Consider the following 17,833-nt stretch of genomic DNA (forward strand, 5'->3'; position numbering starts at 1 on the left):
TTTTCAAAATTTAGCATTTAAGATGAATTTAAAAACTGCATTATTTGCTGGTACATTTGAAGTATTTCATCAAGGTCATATTGACGTTTTAGAACAAGCAAGTAAACTATTTGATCATGTTTATGTTGCTGTTAGTTACAATCCTTATAAAAATTCCTTGCCAATTGATCAGAGATTAATTAGTACTCAAAAAGTTATTAAATCTTTAAACTTGAAAAATGTTACTGTAATTCAAAATAATGGTTTTGGTGTCATTTGCGCTAAAATCCATAATTGTCAGTATTTAATTCGTGGCATTAGAACAGTTAAAGATGTAGAGTATGAATTAGAATTAGCAATTCATAATCAAGAATTAGAACCAAGCATTCGTACAATTTTTTTAGTTGCTAAAAACGAATTACAAAACATCTCTTCTTCAAGTCTTTTAACAAGAAAATAAAAAATAATTATTTTTCAACATTTCATTCTGATCTTAAGATCTTCTAAATTATGAATCAAAATCGCATTAAAAAACAATCTGATAACTTTAGTGGTTGATATGACAGTGTTATTGAACATGCTAAACTTGCTCAACCAGGATTGGTTAAGGGAACTATTTTTATTCTTCCTTATGCTTGAGCTATTTGAGAAGAAATTCAAAATTTTATTAATTGTCAATTTAAAAAAGAAGCGATTAGTAATGTTAACTTTCCTAGTTTTTTAACACAAGAAGCTTTTATTAAAGAAAAAAAGCATATTGCAGGATTTGCACCAGAATTATTTTTAATTCAACAATCAGAACATCTGACTCAAAAACCTTATGTACTAAGACCCACTAGTGAAATTATTTTTTGTCATTATTTTAAAAATAATTTACAAAGTTATAATCAATTACCAATCAAAGTAAATCAATGATGTAATGTCTTTCGGGCTGAAAAAAATACTAAAGCATTTTTAAGAACTTGTGAATTTTTCTGACAAGAATTGCATACACTACATGCTGATTGATTTGAAGCAGAAACAATGATTAAAACAGTAATTAATGTTTATAGTGATTGTTTATCTAAATTATTAAATATTGCTTTTTTATCAGGATATAAAACTAAGTTAGAAAAATTTGCTGGAGCAGATGAAACCTTTAGTTTAGAATCACTAATGCCTGATGGTCAAATGTTGCAAAGTTGTACAGTTCATAATTTAAGTACTAATTTCACTAAAGCTTTTGATATCTATTTTAATGATGCTAACAATCAAAAACAACTACCCTATCAAACTTCAGCAGGAATTTCAACAAGAATTCTTGGAGCAATTATTATGAATCATGGTGATGATAAAGGTTTAGTATTACCATTTCAAGTTGCGCCATATCAAATTGCGATTTTAGATCTAGTTCATAATAAAACTAATGAGCAACAAAAATATTTTGATCAAATTGTTGCGTCTTTAAAAAGTTATCGTTATAAAATTGATAATACTAAAAAAGGATTTGGTTTTAAAATTCAAAATGAAGAATTATTGGGTACACCATTTAGTATTGTTGTTGGTAGTAAAGAAATTGATCAAAAAGTTGTTTTATGCATTAATCGTTTCAATAGTAGTAAAGAAATAGTTCCAATTAATCAATTAGATATTTGATTAACAACAAAAATTGAATGATATCAAATGCAAATGTTAACAAAATCACAAAAAAGATTAAATGATGCAATTGTCTTATGTGAAAATTTTGAACAAGTTATAAAAGTAGTTCAAGAACAAAAAATTGCTTTAGCAGCTTGATTTGATGATGTTGATAATGAAAATAAATTTTATGAAGCGAAATTAGGTTTTTCAATTCGATGCATTCAAAAAAGAATTAATCCTTCTCAACAACAACTATGTATCTTTAGTCAAAAACCAGCTAATTGTTTAGTTTATTTTGCTCGTAGTTATTAAATATATCATTTAATGTTAATTATTATAATCAATGATGTTTTTAGCAACAATTATAAAAATTTATACTTTTAAAATAAATATTCTTATTTTTCTTATTGCTTGCTTTATTTTTCTTTTTTAATTGGAAACACATTTTAAAAACAAACGATCATAAATCAAGTAAAATCAATAATTTAAAAAATCATCTTAAAAAAACTAGACAAAAAATTCTAAGTTATAACAATTAACCTAGAATTTTTTATTATATTGATTGTTGTTAAAATAATAATTATAATGGTTGAATGTAGCGGTTTTGTGAATCTTTCATTGTACCAGTAAGAGCAATAATAACGTCAATAAATCATCATATTCCAAAAAAACCACAAAGAAACAGTTTTAATAATCCTAAACCAATTCTTCCTGCATAAAATCGATCAACACCAAAACATCCTAAAAATATTGATAAGATAATTAAAACAATTCATGATCGATCAGATACATTTGAAGCAATAGGATTAATAACTTTAGGGTTAGTGTTATTTGTTGTATTAAGTTCCATTTAAAAATACCTTTGTTTATAATTTAATTTATAAGATACCTAAGAAATATAGCATATTTTAAGATTTATTATAAACATTAAAATTAAAAAGCGATTAATCATTTTTTTGTATTATATATAGATAAGATTAGGATGTAAGTATAAAATACTAATATATTTAAGACCTATTGTTTAAATAAAATAAATAGTAATAGTATGAGAGATATCTTATGAAATTTAACGCATACGGAGCACTTTTATCATATTTACTAATTCCTATTGCAAGTGTTTTATTATCATATGGATTAACTTATAATAATGTTCTTTTCATAGGAAATAGTATTTATTTTGGTGTATTATTATTCCTTATTTTCTTTTTAATAATTAATTCAATTATTGTTTTTATTGCAATTAAAAAATTAAATTTAAATATAAAAAAGCATATTTTTTTCATTTTATTTCCTGCATTAATGTTATTTTTTAAAAACGAAATCATCAATCTTCATTTTAATTATGAACGTTCTTTATTAACATATGCAACAATGTTTTTATATCCAATGGCATTATCAGCATTTATTACGCAAATAGTTTTTGTGCTCTTTTTTATTAAAGGTTTTGATATTGCAAAACTAAACTCAAATTTAGGTTTTGCTCAATCATTATCATCCTTATTTTTTACAATAGTTGGATCTTGGTTTACTATTGCATCAGTCATTGTTTTAATAATTCTTGGTTGTTCAACATTAAATTATTATCATGGTAAAAATAATCGATCAAAATTATTTAAATTTTTCTCGTTTTTCTTTCCTTATTTTTCTTTTACTTTAGATGCAAATATAACTAAATAAAAAAACTATCTTTTTTTAAAATAATGAAAATCTAAGTTTATTTTTTAAAACTTAGATTTTTTTTATCTTTCTTTATTTTTAATTTGATAAATTTTCAGTAAAATTTTAGTTAGTTCAACTGCTATTTCTTGGTTGCAATTTTGATTAAATAATAATTGATCAACACTATCAATTGTACTAGCACCATAACATAATAATGTAACTTCTTGATTAAATAATTCTTTAACTTTACAAATCAACAAAGTAATTTCTACTAATTTATTATTTTTAATAGCATATTGTTTTTGATTAATATAATTACGATATGCTTTTTTTAAATTGTTAGTTTTTAGTTCATCAATATCATTAATTGATTTAACTTCAATATAAATATAATGATCAAAAATTTTTAAAACAAAATCAGGATATGAAATCTTAGCTAATTCAATATCATCTTGATATTCTAAGCTAATTCCTTCAAAAGGAAAATTTCGAGTTCAAATTTCAATACATTTAGTTAACATTACTTCTTTTGATAAGATATTTTTTAAGGCATTAAAAAATTTTTCTTCAGCACTAGAATCTAAAACAATTGTTGTATGTTCATTATTTTCAACTGTTTTATAAGCAAAAATATTTTCAGCAATACTTTTAATTTTTAAAAAAGATAATGGCTCTTTTTTTAAAGATTGAAATTTTTGGGGTAATAACTTTGATGATTCAATTAATTGATAATTTTTAACTTGATTAATCTTGTGTTTTAATTGATGATAATAATTTCTTAAATCTTTTAATTTATAAATAATTAAAGTATAAAAGAAAAGTTGATAATGATATTTTTGATCATTTTTTAATAAAAAATTTTGATAAACATTTTTAATTCTTAATAAAGCAGATGGATTAAATAAAAATTGATTTTTTTCTATCATATGAAGATTAAAAAGTTCAAGCTCAATTAAATTAAAAATTTTGGTTTCAATATAGCGAACACTAATTCCTTCGTTATTAGTTAAATTTCCTTGATAAATTTTTAAGGATGCTAATTCATTATTTTTAGTTGAACGATATTCTTTTAAAATTTTTTCAATATCTCTTTTAGAAATAGTTTGTGCTACTTTTTCAACTTGATCTAAATATTCAATATTTTCACTAATATTTTCAATTTTTTGATCATAAATAATTTTTCCTTGATAAAATTTTTCGTTTTCAAATTTAGATTTTAAAGTGTAATTAATATAGCGTTGGTTTTTATCTACTCAAATAACATTAGAATAAATAAAATATTCATGAGCAATATGATCACTTGGAATATTTTGAGCCATAGGATTAGGAAATCTTTTAATTCGACCAATAGTTTGTTCTTTTAAAGTTTCTGAACACACTTTTCTTAATTGCACAAGCATGCATGCTCTTGGTATATCTCAACCAACAGATGGGCCAACTTTAAAAATAATTACTTGAACAAGACTATTGTTTTCAGAAACATCGCTTCATTTTACATTACCTAAATTTTGTGAATGATCACTAATACCTTGATCAAAACGTTCAATTCAAGTTAAATTATTTTGATCTAATTGTTTTTTAATTTCAGATAAAGCAGCATCGAATTTTTCTGCTGCAGCTAATTTTGAAGGTCGATCACTTACTTGGATTAACATTGCAGGATTAATACCATTTAAAATACCAGTTGAATCTGAACTATATTGTTTTTGGATTGCAATGAATTGTTTAATTGCTAATTCTAAAATTGCTAAATCATCAATTTCAGTTTCAGCACCAATTCCTTGATTAATTCATTGTTTTTTCTTAATTAATAAAGGATAACAATTAAATAAATTTTTTTCTTCTAATTCTACTAAATTAGTATAACTTTTAGGTGTAGCAGTCATTTGAATAACATATTTTGCAACGTTTTTAACTTGATATTCAAAATGTTGTTCAAATTCATTAATTTCTTTTTTATTAGTTTTATCACCAATGTGTGCTTCATCACGAATATAAATTAAATCATAATTTTGATTTTTTAAATCTTGTAAAAATCGTGTTAAAGTTTGCTGTTCACTATAAATAGTATTTTTACGAAACGCAGCAGAACCACAAATAAAAAGATGATTTTCTTTAACAGCAAATTCATAATTTTCAATTGCTTTTGATTTGTTAGTTTTAGCTGAAGGCGATAAAATTAAAGTAATTTGATCTTTAGATAAATATTGCAAAACACGATTAGCATATTGATAATAAAATTTGTGATACACTTGCTTAGGTAATTCAGCATTAGAAATCGTAGCATAAATGAAAAATAATTTTTTATTTTCACCATTAAAACTTTGCTTGTTATTAATTTGAACATGTTTAATAATTCGATCAATAACATTAGCAATAATAAAAGTTTTACCACTACCAGTTGGTGCTTTAAAATAAACATTAATTGCTAAATTATCATCTTGAGCAAAAATATATTTTTCAACTAAAATCTTAACTGCTTTTTCTTGTTCTTGATTTAATTTCATTATTAATTAATCCTTATTCAAATTCCAAATTATTTTTCAATGAAGTAAGAAAAAATAATTTTTCTAAAATTTGTTGTTTGGATAAATTAATATTAATTTCAAAAACTTTTAAACAATCTTGAAAAAGATTAATTAATTGATCATTAATGTTAATTTCAGTTGTTGTTAAATCAACAGGAAATGTTTGAACTGTTAATACTTTTAAATTACTTTGATAAGCTTGATTTTTATTGGCTCATTTAAATGTTTCGTTTTTAGTTCCTTTAGCAAAATTGATGCGATAAAGTCGTTCATAAGTAATATCAGTAGCAATATTATTTTCATTATTAGTTACAAGATAAAAACTTCTTTTACCACCATCATCTTGATTTAAATCTAAAACAGCATGACCAGTTGTCCCTGATCCAGCAAAAAAATCTAGTACTCTGGCATTTTTATTTGGATGTAAATTAATTAAATGTTTAATTAATTTATAAGGTTTTGAAAAAGAAAAAAAGATATCTAAATTTTTTAAATCGGTTGCTGAAGTTTGGGTTGTTGATTCACAATAATAATCAATATTTTGATTAAAAGTATCCAATTCAGTTGATGGATCATAATAATCACTAAATTCTTGTCGAATACTATCGCGATAAACAATTAAATGTTTTTTAGGATCAAAAAAACATTTAGTATACACCTTACGATATGCTTCTCATTGATTGTTATTTTTATTTTTTTTAAATGCTAAAAAACCTAGTTTATTACCTGCGATTGCTGTTTTTTCACTTCATGTATAACACCATTTATCGATATCTTTACGATTTTGATTTTGTCAAAGATAAAAAACAGTGCCATCAGGCGCAGTTAATGGATAATCCAAACTTTTACTATAAGCAAAACTTGAACCAGAATTCGAATGTCATAAAGGGGTTAATTTGTAATATCCTCTTTGATCAAAATATTGATCTTTTAATTTATAAGTAGATGTTGATCTTTCTTTAGTATTTAATGTTTCAATTGCTACTAAATTTTTCGCATATATCAAAATATATTCGTGTTGAACATTTAGAAATGATTGATGTTGATTAGTATTACCAGATGGTGAATTAGTTTTGCGTCATTTAATAGTACCAAGATAATTTAATTCATCAAAAATTTCATCCATTAATACTTTTAAATATGCAAATTCTCGATCATCAATTGATACAAAAATTAAACCGTTTTCTTTTAATAATTGTTTTGCAAGAATTAATCTTTCATTCAAAAGATTCAATCAACCATCACGAGAAAACTTATCACGATAAATTAAATGATTGTTTTTATTATCATTTTGTGATTTTGAAGATCAATTATTGCCTTCAGAAACTGTTGCTTGGGTATTATAAGGTGGATCAATATAAATAATATCAAATCCAGAAACGGTCTCTCTCTCTCTCTCTCTCTCTCTCTCTCTCTCTCTCTCTCTCTCTCTCTCTCAAGAGAAATTAAATTTTTTAGTGCATCATAATTTTCACCAATAATTAAATAATTATTAGGCTTAATTGGATCAAGTTGAAAACTTAGTGTTTTTTGTTCTTGTAATAAACTAATCGCGTGTTTATTAATATCAACAGCTTGATCAAAAACAAAACCACGTTTAATTCTACGGTTTAAAAAATTAAATACTTGTTGTAATTCATAATTAACAAGTTTTTCATTTTTATTTTGATTTCAAAAAGATATTAATAATTTTTTTACTAACTCTTTTTGTTCTTTATTCAATACTACTAAAGGATTATTTTCAATTTTATCTAAAAGCAAATTAAGTTCGTTGTTTAATTTATTCATTAATTTTTATTCCAAATTGATTAGATTAGATATAAGTATATAAAAAATTAATTATCTAATTAATTTTATTTGATTTTTAAATTACAAATTTTAATATTAATAATAAAAAATCAAAGATAAAAATAATAATTTATCAATTTTAATCAAAAAGAATCGATTAAAATTTTAGAAATATATCATCAATTATTATATAACTTAAAACAAAAATTAGCATTTTGTTCAATTATTAAAATAGATTTTGATAAAAATTTTCAATATTTTACAAGTGAAATTAAATATAGTGATTGAAAAAGATGTGAATCAAATTTTTATCAAAAACAATTAAAAAATAAATATGAAAATCTTAAAAACAATCTTCATAAAGATGTAATTAATTTTGTCAACTTGATAAAACTAATTTGTAATTTTGTAAACATCTTTATAAAATTGTTGTTAAAAAATTAACAAATTTTTCTGCAAATAAATAATTGTCTAAATTTTATTATTATTTATTAGAAAGAAAAGATTTAATTCATAAATTATCTTTTGATTTTGATTTTAAAAAAGCATACAATATTAAAAATATTTAATAATTTAAAAATTTTTAAATAGAAAAATAATATGAGATCAAAATTGAAAAAATGTAATAGAAAAGCAGTAATAAGTTTTAATGAATTAGGTAATTGTTTAGATCATCATCCAATTATTGTTTATTATTCTCAAGTTGAAGATGAATATTACTATTTAAAAATTCATAGTACTAGAGATGAAAAAAGAAGTTTAAAAAAATTAGAAATAAAGAAATTTTTGTTCTAAAAAATTCTAATGATAAACAATTGTTGTACAATGATTCTTATATTGATACAACTAAAATCTTTCGCATTAAAAAACCTGAACTTATTAGTATTATTAATCCTAAAAAAATCTATCATATAGAAAGAATTGATCCGGTATATTGCTTATTAATTTATGATACTTTAGAGAGAAACTTAGATCAAGAATCGCCCTTTTGTTCATTAATGAAAGTAAGTTTTAATCAAAAATCGTTGTAAAACTACACTTGAAGTTTCAGAAATTTTAAATAATTTTGAGAGCAGTTTATATCATGATCGTCGTGATTATCACTATCAAAATAGCTATCATCTTAATAGAAATAAAGAGTTTTCTAATGAGATTGAAAAATTATTTGTCCATAATTGAGATCATTTTAGAAACAAAAGTTTATCTAATTTAGAAATAGAATCAGAATTAAAAATATTTAGTGATGATTTAAAACATTTATTAGAAAACAAATATGTACCACCAAAATCTATTTCATATGAAGAATTTCAAACAAGAGAAATGTTAATAAATCAATGATTAAAAGATCTAGATTAAACAAGATTAATTTTAACTCCAGCAGAATTAACGGTTTTAAAAAAGAATCCTAATTATGATTTAATTTATAAAGAATATGAACCAAAAACAAATGAAATATTATTTGAATATTTACAAGAACAAGGGATTCAAATTGAAATTGGTGAAGATTTAAGACTAAGATATTTTATAGAACATAAAATATTACGTGAATACATTAAAAAAGTGAATTTAGAATATTTAAAAAATAAATCTAAATCTTATGAACGATAAAAGGTAATATTTTCATTAATTAAAAAGTTTAAGCATTCAAACGAATTTTCAATAGTAATAAAATTAAAAATTTAATAAAATAAATCTAATTAAAAAGGAGTAAGTAAAGATGAATATTGAAAAAATGAAGCCAATTTTTACTAAAAATAAAACTGACATTACTTTTAGTGAGTTCGGAGAAAACTTAGGTTTTCATCCAATTATTATTTTTTATTCTCAAGGTGATGATGAGTATTATTATTTAAAAATTCGTAGTGCTAAACACGATGATGGAAGATTTAAAAAACCTAATTTTAATGATGTTTTTCTTCCTGCAAATCCTAATGCTAAAGGCATATTAAAAAAGGATTCTTATGTTGATCCTACTAAGATTTATCACATTAAAAGGTCTGAACTTGATCAATATGTAAAAGAAGATGATATTTGTGGTATTAACCAAATTGATCCAATTAAAGGATTAGATATTTATTCTGAAGTATTACATAATTTAGATCAAGAACCGCCCTTTTGTTCAATAATGAAAGTTAGTTATGATCAAAATTTAAATAAATTTATTAGTAAAACCGAGTATGCTCATGAAAAATTATTAAATCATGAATGAATATTATTACAAGAAAACATAAGAAACAAATCTTCTGAAATCAAAGAAAAATGAAGCATTGAATTTGAAAATTTGAAAAAAACCGTTCATGAAAACGCTCCTAACTTTTTTTGACCTGAATGAACTAACAAACGGTTTTGTGAAGATTTTGCTTGTTGTATTTGTACAGAAAAAAGATATTATTGAAATGACTTTTTTTCATTACATGAATCTTTATACGCGATTTATGAAAAGTTACAATATCAAAAAATTAATGTTCGTCAATCTGCTTCTGATCCTAATCGACCATATACAATCGAAAATATTATCGAGTTTGAGAACTTTTTAGAAGAAAACAATTACATTCAGTATTATACTTATGAAGAAATGGAAAAAAGAAGAAAAGAAGAGCAAGCAGAAAAAACCAAAAAATCCAATTCATACGAACGATAAGAAACAATAATTAATCAGTAAATATCAAAATAATCAGCATTGATTTGATAAATTTTAGTTTCTAATGTCATTATAAAATTAGTTAATAGTTTTGAAAATCAGAACCAAAAAGATTGCTTGTTTTTTTAGAAATATGTTCTGGAATATAAAGAACAAATGTTGGTGATATGATATTTGTTGAATCTGTTGGGCTAATCAAATAAACTCATAATTGAATCATATCTTTGCGATTTAACATTTCAGCAATTTTAGCATCACCAAGATATTTACCATTAGAACTACTACTTCGACCTGTAAATAAATTAGTTTCAATTTTACCAGTTTCTAAATTAATTTTTCTACGATCATAATCAAGTTTATTATCAACTCGAACAAAAACAATATCAGCTAAATGATCAGAAGTTTCAAACATTCTTTCTAATTTATTAATCAGGCTTTGATTAAATTTTATTTCATTTGGATTAAAAGTTAAATTTTTTAAAATTTTTTTAATTATTTCAAGAAAACTCAAATCCTTAATAATACGGTGATTAAAAACTGTTTTTTGATATTGATTGATATTTTTCATTTTAAAATTTTCAACAATTTGTCAATTTAAATCGTTTATTGTTTGATCTAAAATAATATAATTTGATTTGTATAAATTATTAGTAGAAATTGATACTTGTTTAGCAACATTAGGTCTTGTCGCTCGAAGTTTTGGAGAATCAATTTCTAAAACACGATAAAATTCTCTAAAGTCATGATCGTTGTTTTCTTTTCAATCTTTTAAATCAGATCACAATTTTTCTTCTCATACTGAAATTGATTCAAAGTCTTTTTTAATATCTTCAGTAGTAAAAACACGACAAAAATTTAAATATTTTTTTCGATAACCTAATCATCTTGCTCGTTGTAGTAAAGTGTCAATATTTGCTTTATTTTTTGATCTTCTTAAAAACAAACTAGTTGTAAGTCCTTGAATTGTCAAACCACGAGAAAGTTTATCGCCACCTAGAACAATATAAGTATTTGATTTAATATCTTTTTCTTTATTGTTTTCTGAATTATAAACATAAATTGTTGGATAACAATCTTTAATTGCTTTAACAATATAAGGTCATAAATTTTCAAATGATCCAAAATCTAGAAAAGAATTATTTTTTTTAAAATCATCATATTCGGTTTTTAATAATTTTATTAATGAAATAGTTGCTAAATCAGATTCTAAAAATGATGATCGATCATAAAAATTTTCAGTTCATTTACTTAATTCAATTTCACCAAATTCTTTTAATTGATTATGCCCTTCTAATGATTTAGTTACATGTAAAAGCATTGCATGTTTTCCATGATCATTTATTTTTAATCTTAATGCTTTAGCAATAAAAAAATTAGCAAATACTTTTGGTAAAACAGTAGGTAAACTAAATTTAATTTTGCCTGAACCATCATATTTTACGGTTTTAACATAAATATTTTTGTTTTTTAATGAATGAAATTGATCTAAACCACAATAATCATCACTTGGATCAATTAATTCAACAAAGTTAGGTGATAATCATTCTTTAGTGTTAACTAAAATATTAGCATTTGGTGTTGCAGTAACACTAAGAAAATCAGCTACAATTAATAATTCAAAAAGTTTTTTAATTTCTGAATAAATTTTACTTGCTGTTTTTTTAGTATAAATTTGCGTATTTAATGTTGCTTGATCACCTTCATCATCAATTATTAAAGTTTTTTTTCTTTTTAGTTCAATATGATTAAAAACATTATTAAGTCTGTTTAAATGAGTAATATTTTTTAAACAAATAATAATAACTTTTTTTTGATTTTTAAGAAACTGTAAAATATTAACCGCTTGAAAATTAATACTATCTTTTGAATTGAATATTTCAACAATTTGTTCATTTTGATCTGAAATAAATGATTGTTTCATTCTATTAAGATTTTGTTCTAAAAGATCATTTTCTGACCCGCCAAAAACTATTCCAATATCATAACCATTATCTAAAGCTAATGATAATAAACAATGAAAATTAGTAGTTTTACCACTTTGAATTTTATCAATAACAATACCAACCTTTTTTTGATTGATAATTTGATTTTTTGAATTAATAAAATTTCTTAATATATTAATATTGTTATTAAAAATTTTATCAATAACATTTTGAGTTAAATCTTGTTTTTCTAAATTATTGGCAAAAATTTTACTAACATTTTTTTTCTTAATATTCATATTTTTATTCTTTTTTTAAAAAAATAGCAAAGTTTATTAATTAAAAATTAATTTATTTGCTAATAGTTCAATAATTTTGACATTAACAGCATTACCTAATTGTTTAAAACTAATTAGATCATTTTCTAAAAACTTAAAATCCGAATTAAAACTTTGCAATATTGCTCCTTCTTTAACTGTTAAATAACGATATTTTCTAATTTTATGATCAAAACCAATTGGAATACTTGTAATTGCAGTTAAAGTTGGAAAACTATCGCATTTCTTAGTTCTAATACCAGAATGACGAAATTGAATAATAACATTTTTAAATGATTTAATTTCCTTACCAGCATTTCATTCTAATTTTTGATAAATTAAACTTTTTGATAACAAAGATTTATTTTGTTCTCATCATTGATCAATAAATTCTTTATTTGTTAAGTAAAATTTTCTATTTTTAAGAATGATTTTTTGTTTTCATTCAGGTTCAGAATTTAAATATTGTTGCTCAAATTTTTTTTGATTATCAATTCCTAAACCCATAAAATGTAATCAAATTGGATTAATAATTTTTCAATCTAATTGATTAATAAAATTTTCTCAAATATTTAAAATTTCAGTTTTCTCTTCTGATAAAAGATATTTATTTTTTTTGATTTTAAGATTCACTGATTTTTGATTAACTAATTCAAATGGATTAAAATAAGTTTTTAATGATGCTTTGTGCTTTGTGATTTCTTGATTAATTTCAATTATTTTAGTTTTAAGATTTTTATTTTTGTTTCTTTGAGCTAAAATATAAACTCGTTCTCTTCTTTGGGGAATACCTAATAAATGTGGTGATAAAATTAATGGTTCTTGATTAACTTCAAACCCTAATTGTTCTAATTTTTGAACAATTTTTTTAAATCATTCTTTACGTTTGTTAGCTAAATTTTTAACGTTTTCTAAAATAACAAAATCACATTCTGGATGCTTTTTTAAAATCTTAATAATTGATAAATAAAGTTTGCCTCGATCATCATTAAATCCTAATTGTTTACCACAATGAGAAAAAGGCTGGCAAGGAAAGCCAGCAACTAATAAATCAAATTTAGGGATTTTATTTTGAACATTTAAATCATTAACATTGCCAAGAATTTTAGTATTAGTAAAATTTTGTTGATAAACATTAATAGCATTTTGATCAATTTCACAAGCAGCCACACATTTACCACCAAGTTTTACTAAAGCTTGATGAAATCCTCCAATGCCTGCAAAAAGATCAACAAATTTAAAAGATTTTTTCAAAGCATCATTCATATAAACCCCTAAATCAACATTGATTTGTATTTTTAAATATTAAGCATCATTTAAAATTTTTTTAAAAACAAACTGAAGTCGACTTCACAATTGATCAATTGTGTCTTTGACAACATTATCATTTGTATACATATCTTTTAATTGTTCTGAAACAACAAACAAAGAAAAGATAAATTTCATTAAAATTTCTGGTAAATAACCTTTTTTAGGTAAATTTTCAAAATAATGATGATCTTCATTAATTTCAACACATCTAAGTTTGTTGTTTTCATCATTTTTAAAAAAAATTCATTTATCAGAAATCAATCCTTTTTTAACAAATTCGATTTTAAATTTCGGATTATCTTGAGGAAATACAATGCTTAAAGTGGGTTCATCAGAATCAAATAAATTATTGGAATTTATATCATCTTGATCTATTATAGGCACAACAGAATTAATCGATTCAGAAGGATTAAGTGATTCAATATTATTTTTAAAATCACGACTAAAATCAACGTCATTAATTTTTTCAGCATATTTTACTATTCCTTGATGAAAATTATTTTTATTTTCTCGTTTACGAATATTTCTGGATTTTCTAACAAGTTCTTCCATTTGTTCATCTAATGCAGCAATAAAGTTTTCTTCAAGATCTTCATTGTGCCAATCAAATTTATCTTTTGCTTGAGTTACTGGTCAATTATCTAAATGTAATTCTCCAAAAACTCTTTGATGAGCAAAATCATTACCTTTTCCAAAAATTTTTTCTGGTTTGTATTTATCTTCAATCCCACCAACAATGACTCGACCTCTTCTAATTAAAACTAAGCCACCATCATTAGTTGAGCCTTTTTCTCTAATAGCAACAAAACCATTAACATATAATGATTGACCTAAATGATCAATAGAAAATTCAATGTTTTTCTTACAGACATGATTTGAACCATCTGGGTTTTTTTCAATATAAATATCTGGATCTTGAAAAGTTAATATTTCATTATTAAAAACAATTTCAACTTCACCACTTCTAATATCTTGTCGATAAATGCTAGAAAGTAATTCTTTGATTTTTTTAAAAACAACTGAAGTATTAATTCGTTTTTCAGAATTATTTTTTTTACCAATACGTCGATTTAAATCAGTAATTTTAATTCTTGTAAAATGATCTTCTTTAGGTGTTGACATAACTTCAAAATTAATTTGCGTTAGTGAAGCAGAAGTAACTTTTTTAATATCAAAAGTAGTGTAATATAAATTATCTGAACCATATTGAGTTGTAGTAATATTTAAACAATTACCAAATCAAAAAGCAGCTGTTTTTAAACCCATTCCAAATTCATTTCTACCATTTCGATTTTCAGGAAGTTTATCAATTTTAACTGCTCTTTCAAAATCTTCAAATTCCATTCCAAAAGCATTATCAGTGATAATTAAGTAGTCTTCATCATACTTAATATCAATTCTTAATTTTTTAAAATTAGATAAACTTTTTAATTGTTCTTTATTATCAAAATAACTTTGAGTAGAATTATCAACAAATTCTGCAATGGCTGTTCATGGCTCATAACTATAATGTTTATAACCGTTATAAACAAGTGTTGATGGAATAATGCTTATTTCTTTTTTATCGTTGTCATTCATAAATTTTAAAATCACTGTTTTATCAAAATTAAATTAAATATCATAACTTATATTTTAATAGTTGAATTATAAAAAAGATTAATAATTAATATATCTAGATAAATTAATTTAATTAAAATATTGATTTATTAATTTAAAATTGATCAAAGAATATAAAAAATCGACAATAAAATATTAGAAAACAATCTTAATAAAAACGATATTTGAAAAATTAAATCATCGTTTTAGTTTAAAATAATGATCGTTTATTTAAAATTATTATTTAAAATTAACAAACATAAATAAGAAACTAATGTGTTTTACTAAAATAAATATTTTGATTTAAAATATTTGTTACATGGTTTAATTTTATTCAATCTTTTATTTTTTATAAATAAATTATTTGTAATTAAATAAATAATAAATAAAGTAGTAATAAAAATTTGATTTAGTATTTTTTTAGAGTAATAAGTGATGGCTATCAATAAGAATTTTCATGAATTTTTTGATCAAAATGATTTTGAAACTTTTGATCAATTATATGCTTCAGAACATGAGCGACTAGGTGTTAAATTCAATTATAAAACTAAAGTTTGTACTTTTAAATTTTGACAACCAATTGCTAAAGCAGTTAATTTAATTTTTTATGATTTTAAAAATTTAAAAAAAATTAAAAAAATTATTCCTTTAGTTACCAAAAAAAATATTTGAGTAACTAAATTTCCTTTTAGTGATCTTAATTGTTATTATCGAATCGAAATTTTACATCAAAATGACACTAAAACTTGATGTTTGGATCCTTATGCATATTCTATGGCACGATTTAATTGAAATGGATCTGAAGATCAGGTAGGTTATGGTTTTTTTGCTGATGTTAATAATGAAAAGTTATCAGGAAAAAAACCAAGAAAATTAAAAACGAAATTCAATCACACAGTTGATCCTGTGATTTATGAATTGCACATTCGAGATTTTACTTCATTAAAACAAGGAAAAATTAAATCTAAAAGAGGAACTTTTTTAGCAGCTTTAGAAACTAAAATTTTTAATTATTTAAAAAAACTTAATGTTAATTATTTAGAACTTTTACCAATCCAAGCAACATATACTATTAATGATTATGATCAAAAAATTTTAAAAAAAGGTGCTGGGAAAAATTGAACAACCAACTATAATTGAGGTTATGATCCTCATAATTATTTTACGATCAATGGTTGATATTCTTCTAATCCTAAAGATCCATATGCAAGAATTAGAGAACTAAAAAAACTAATTGATGAAGCTCATAAAAATAATATTGGTATTATTTTAGATGTTGTTTACAATCATGTCATGACTAATAATATTTTTAATAATATTCTTCCTAATTATTATTTTCGTAATTCTCAACCATATCCAGTTAATCAACCTTCTTTAGCTTCTGAACGCTTAATGGTAAGAAAATTGATTATTGATTCATTAGTTTATTTAGTGAAAAATTTTAATGTTGATGGGTTTCGTTTTGATCTTGCTTCATTTATTGATAAAAATACAATTGATCAAATCGTTACTACTTTAAGAAAAATTAATCCAAAAATTGTCTTAAGTGGTGAAGCATGAGAGTTTTCTAATTTAGATTATCAAAATACTTATATTAAAGGTCATAGTATCAATCAACATAATTTTGCTTATTTTAATGATACGATTTTAAAAGCAATAAAAGGTTATGATAATCATCAAAAAATCGATTTAGGTTTAATTCATGGTAATTTAGATTATTTTCCTCAATATGTCAGTTGTGTTAAAGGCAATTTAAACGATTTAATTTTTTGAAAAAATTCATCTGCTAGTCAATTGCCATATGATAATTTTGCTTCTAATCCAGGAGATAGTTTACAATATAGTTCTTGTCATGATGGTTTTACTTTATGAGATAAAATTAATATTACTTCTCAAGAAGATTTTATTACTAAAATTGAACAATATCGTCAAGCATTAATGATGCAATTTACGGCTCAAGGACGACAGTTGATTTTAGCAGGAACAGAATTATTACAATCAAAACCACTTGATCAAACTGGTGATGATTCACATCGTTATTATAGTTTGAATGGTTTAGTAGATATATTTAATTATCAACCAGATAATAATGGTTATTGTGATAATAGTTATAAAACAACAGATTATGTTAATGGTATTAAATGACAAAATTTAAATCATCAATTAGTCAAAAAACATGTTTTTACTTTTTTACAAAAACTAATTAAATTTCGTCAACAAACACCTTTTTTTCGTTTAAAAACTAAAAAGGAAATTTTAGAGCAAATTGAAATTTTAGTTGCTGAAAATGGCATTTTAATATATCAAATTACTGTTAAAAAAAGCAAAATTTTAGTTGCCCACAATTTTACATCTGAAAATTTAAACAATTTTGCTTATTGAAGTAAAAATATTTTATTCCATTCCAAAATTAAACATCAATGAAACCAAAAAATTTTAGATTCTAATAGTTCAATTATTGTGAGATTATAG

14 protein-coding genes are annotated in these 17,833 nt (G+C 22.9%); 7 read left to right on the plus strand and 7 right to left on the minus strand.

Features of this window, described 5'->3' with window-relative positions; all coding sequences use genetic code 4:
* Window positions 1-22: 22 nt before the first annotated feature.
* Together coaD and proS are read left to right on the plus strand one after the other, a co-directional pair.
* Window positions 23-439, plus strand: coding sequence for a pantetheine-phosphate adenylyltransferase (gene coaD, locus MCAV_RS02610; protein WP_391591579.1), 417 nt, complete (start codon window positions 23-25; stop codon window positions 437-439).
* Between the two features lie 50 nt (window positions 440-489).
* Window positions 490-1,911, plus strand: a complete 1,422-nt coding sequence (gene proS / locus MCAV_RS02615) for a proline--tRNA ligase (RefSeq protein WP_391591580.1) — start codon at window positions 490-492, stop codon at window positions 1,909-1,911.
* A gap of 268 nt (window positions 1,912-2,179) precedes the next feature.
* On the opposite strand, the gene MCAV_RS02620 is transcribed toward proS, so the two are convergent.
* Window positions 2,180-2,449 (minus strand): TM2 domain-containing protein, encoded by a 270-nt coding sequence (locus tag MCAV_RS02620; RefSeq protein ID WP_391591581.1) that lies wholly within the window; start codon window positions 2,447-2,449, stop codon window positions 2,180-2,182.
* A gap of 209 nt (window positions 2,450-2,658) precedes the next feature.
* On the opposite strand from MCAV_RS02620, the gene MCAV_RS02625 reads away from it, so the two are divergent.
* Window positions 2,659-3,276, plus strand: coding sequence for a hypothetical protein (locus tag MCAV_RS02625; RefSeq protein ID WP_391591582.1), 618 nt, complete (start codon window positions 2,659-2,661; stop codon window positions 3,274-3,276).
* A 62-nt stretch (window positions 3,277-3,338) separates the two neighbouring features.
* On the opposite strand, the gene MCAV_RS02630 is transcribed toward MCAV_RS02625, so the two are convergent.
* From MCAV_RS02630 to MCAV_RS02640, 3 genes are read right to left on the minus strand one after another with little or no spacing between them, the layout of a single operon-like run.
* On the minus strand, window positions 3,339-5,765 hold the full coding sequence (locus MCAV_RS02630) for a DEAD/DEAH box helicase family protein (RefSeq protein ID WP_391591583.1): 2,427 nt from the start codon (window positions 5,763-5,765) through the stop codon (window positions 3,339-3,341).
* A 13-nt stretch (window positions 5,766-5,778) separates the two neighbouring features.
* Window positions 5,779-7,152, minus strand: coding sequence for a site-specific DNA-methyltransferase (locus MCAV_RS02635; protein ID WP_391592247.1), 1,374 nt, complete (start codon window positions 7,150-7,152; stop codon window positions 5,779-5,781).
* Window positions 7,053-7,574 carry a type III restriction endonuclease subunit M gene (locus MCAV_RS02640; protein ID WP_391591584.1) on the minus strand — a complete coding sequence of 174 codons (522 nt, stop codon included), beginning with the start codon at window positions 7,572-7,574 and terminating at the stop codon, window positions 7,053-7,055. Before MCAV_RS02640 ends, MCAV_RS02635 begins: the two co-directional genes overlap by 100 nt.
* A 600-nt stretch (window positions 7,575-8,174) precedes the next feature.
* Between MCAV_RS02640 and MCAV_RS02645 the strand changes: the two genes are divergently transcribed.
* From MCAV_RS02645 to MCAV_RS02655, 3 genes are all read left to right on the plus strand, one after another.
* Window positions 8,175-8,369: a hypothetical protein gene (locus MCAV_RS02645; protein ID WP_391591585.1), complete on the plus strand. Its 195-nt coding sequence runs from the start codon at window positions 8,175-8,177 to the stop codon at window positions 8,367-8,369.
* 20 nt (window positions 8,370-8,389) lie between these two features.
* A complete protein-coding gene (locus MCAV_RS02650) occupies window positions 8,390-8,605 on the plus strand; it encodes a hypothetical protein (protein WP_391591586.1) in 216 nt (71 codons plus the stop codon).
* Window positions 8,606-9,291: 686 nt separating this feature from the next.
* The gene (locus MCAV_RS02655; protein WP_391591587.1) at window positions 9,292-10,215 is read left to right on the plus strand and encodes an Mbov_0400 family ICE element protein; all 924 of its coding nucleotides are present in this window, start codon (window positions 9,292-9,294) and stop codon (window positions 10,213-10,215) included.
* An 82-nt stretch (window positions 10,216-10,297) separates the two neighbouring features.
* Here the strand turns inward: MCAV_RS02655 and MCAV_RS02660 are convergent, their stop codons facing one another.
* The 3 genes from MCAV_RS02660 to MCAV_RS02670 are packed head-to-tail and all read right to left on the minus strand — an operon-like array spanning window position 10,298 to window position 15,343.
* Window positions 10,298-12,436, minus strand: a complete 2,139-nt coding sequence (locus tag MCAV_RS02660) for a Z1 domain-containing protein (RefSeq protein WP_391591588.1) — start codon at window positions 12,434-12,436, stop codon at window positions 10,298-10,300.
* 36 nt (window positions 12,437-12,472) lie between these two features.
* Window positions 12,473-13,720, minus strand: coding sequence for a DNA cytosine methyltransferase (locus tag MCAV_RS02665; RefSeq protein WP_391591589.1), 1,248 nt, complete (start codon window positions 13,718-13,720; stop codon window positions 12,473-12,475).
* Window positions 13,721-13,759: 39 nt separating this feature from the next.
* A complete protein-coding gene (locus MCAV_RS02670) occupies window positions 13,760-15,343 on the minus strand; it encodes an ATP-binding protein (protein ID WP_391591590.1) in 1,584 nt (527 codons plus the stop codon).
* A 453-nt stretch (window positions 15,344-15,796) separates the two neighbouring features.
* Here MCAV_RS02670 and MCAV_RS02675 point away from each other — a divergent pair, with 453 nt between their 5' ends.
* Window positions 15,797-17,833 (plus strand): alpha-amylase family glycosyl hydrolase, encoded by a 2,037-nt coding sequence (locus tag MCAV_RS02675; protein ID WP_391591591.1) that lies wholly within the window; start codon window positions 15,797-15,799, stop codon window positions 17,831-17,833.

The sequence above is a fragment of the [Mycoplasma] cavipharyngis genome (assembly GCF_042984175.1).
GTDB lineage: Bacteria > Bacillota_I > Bacilli_A > Mycoplasmatales > Mycoplasmoidaceae > Mycoplasma_N > Mycoplasma_N cavipharyngis.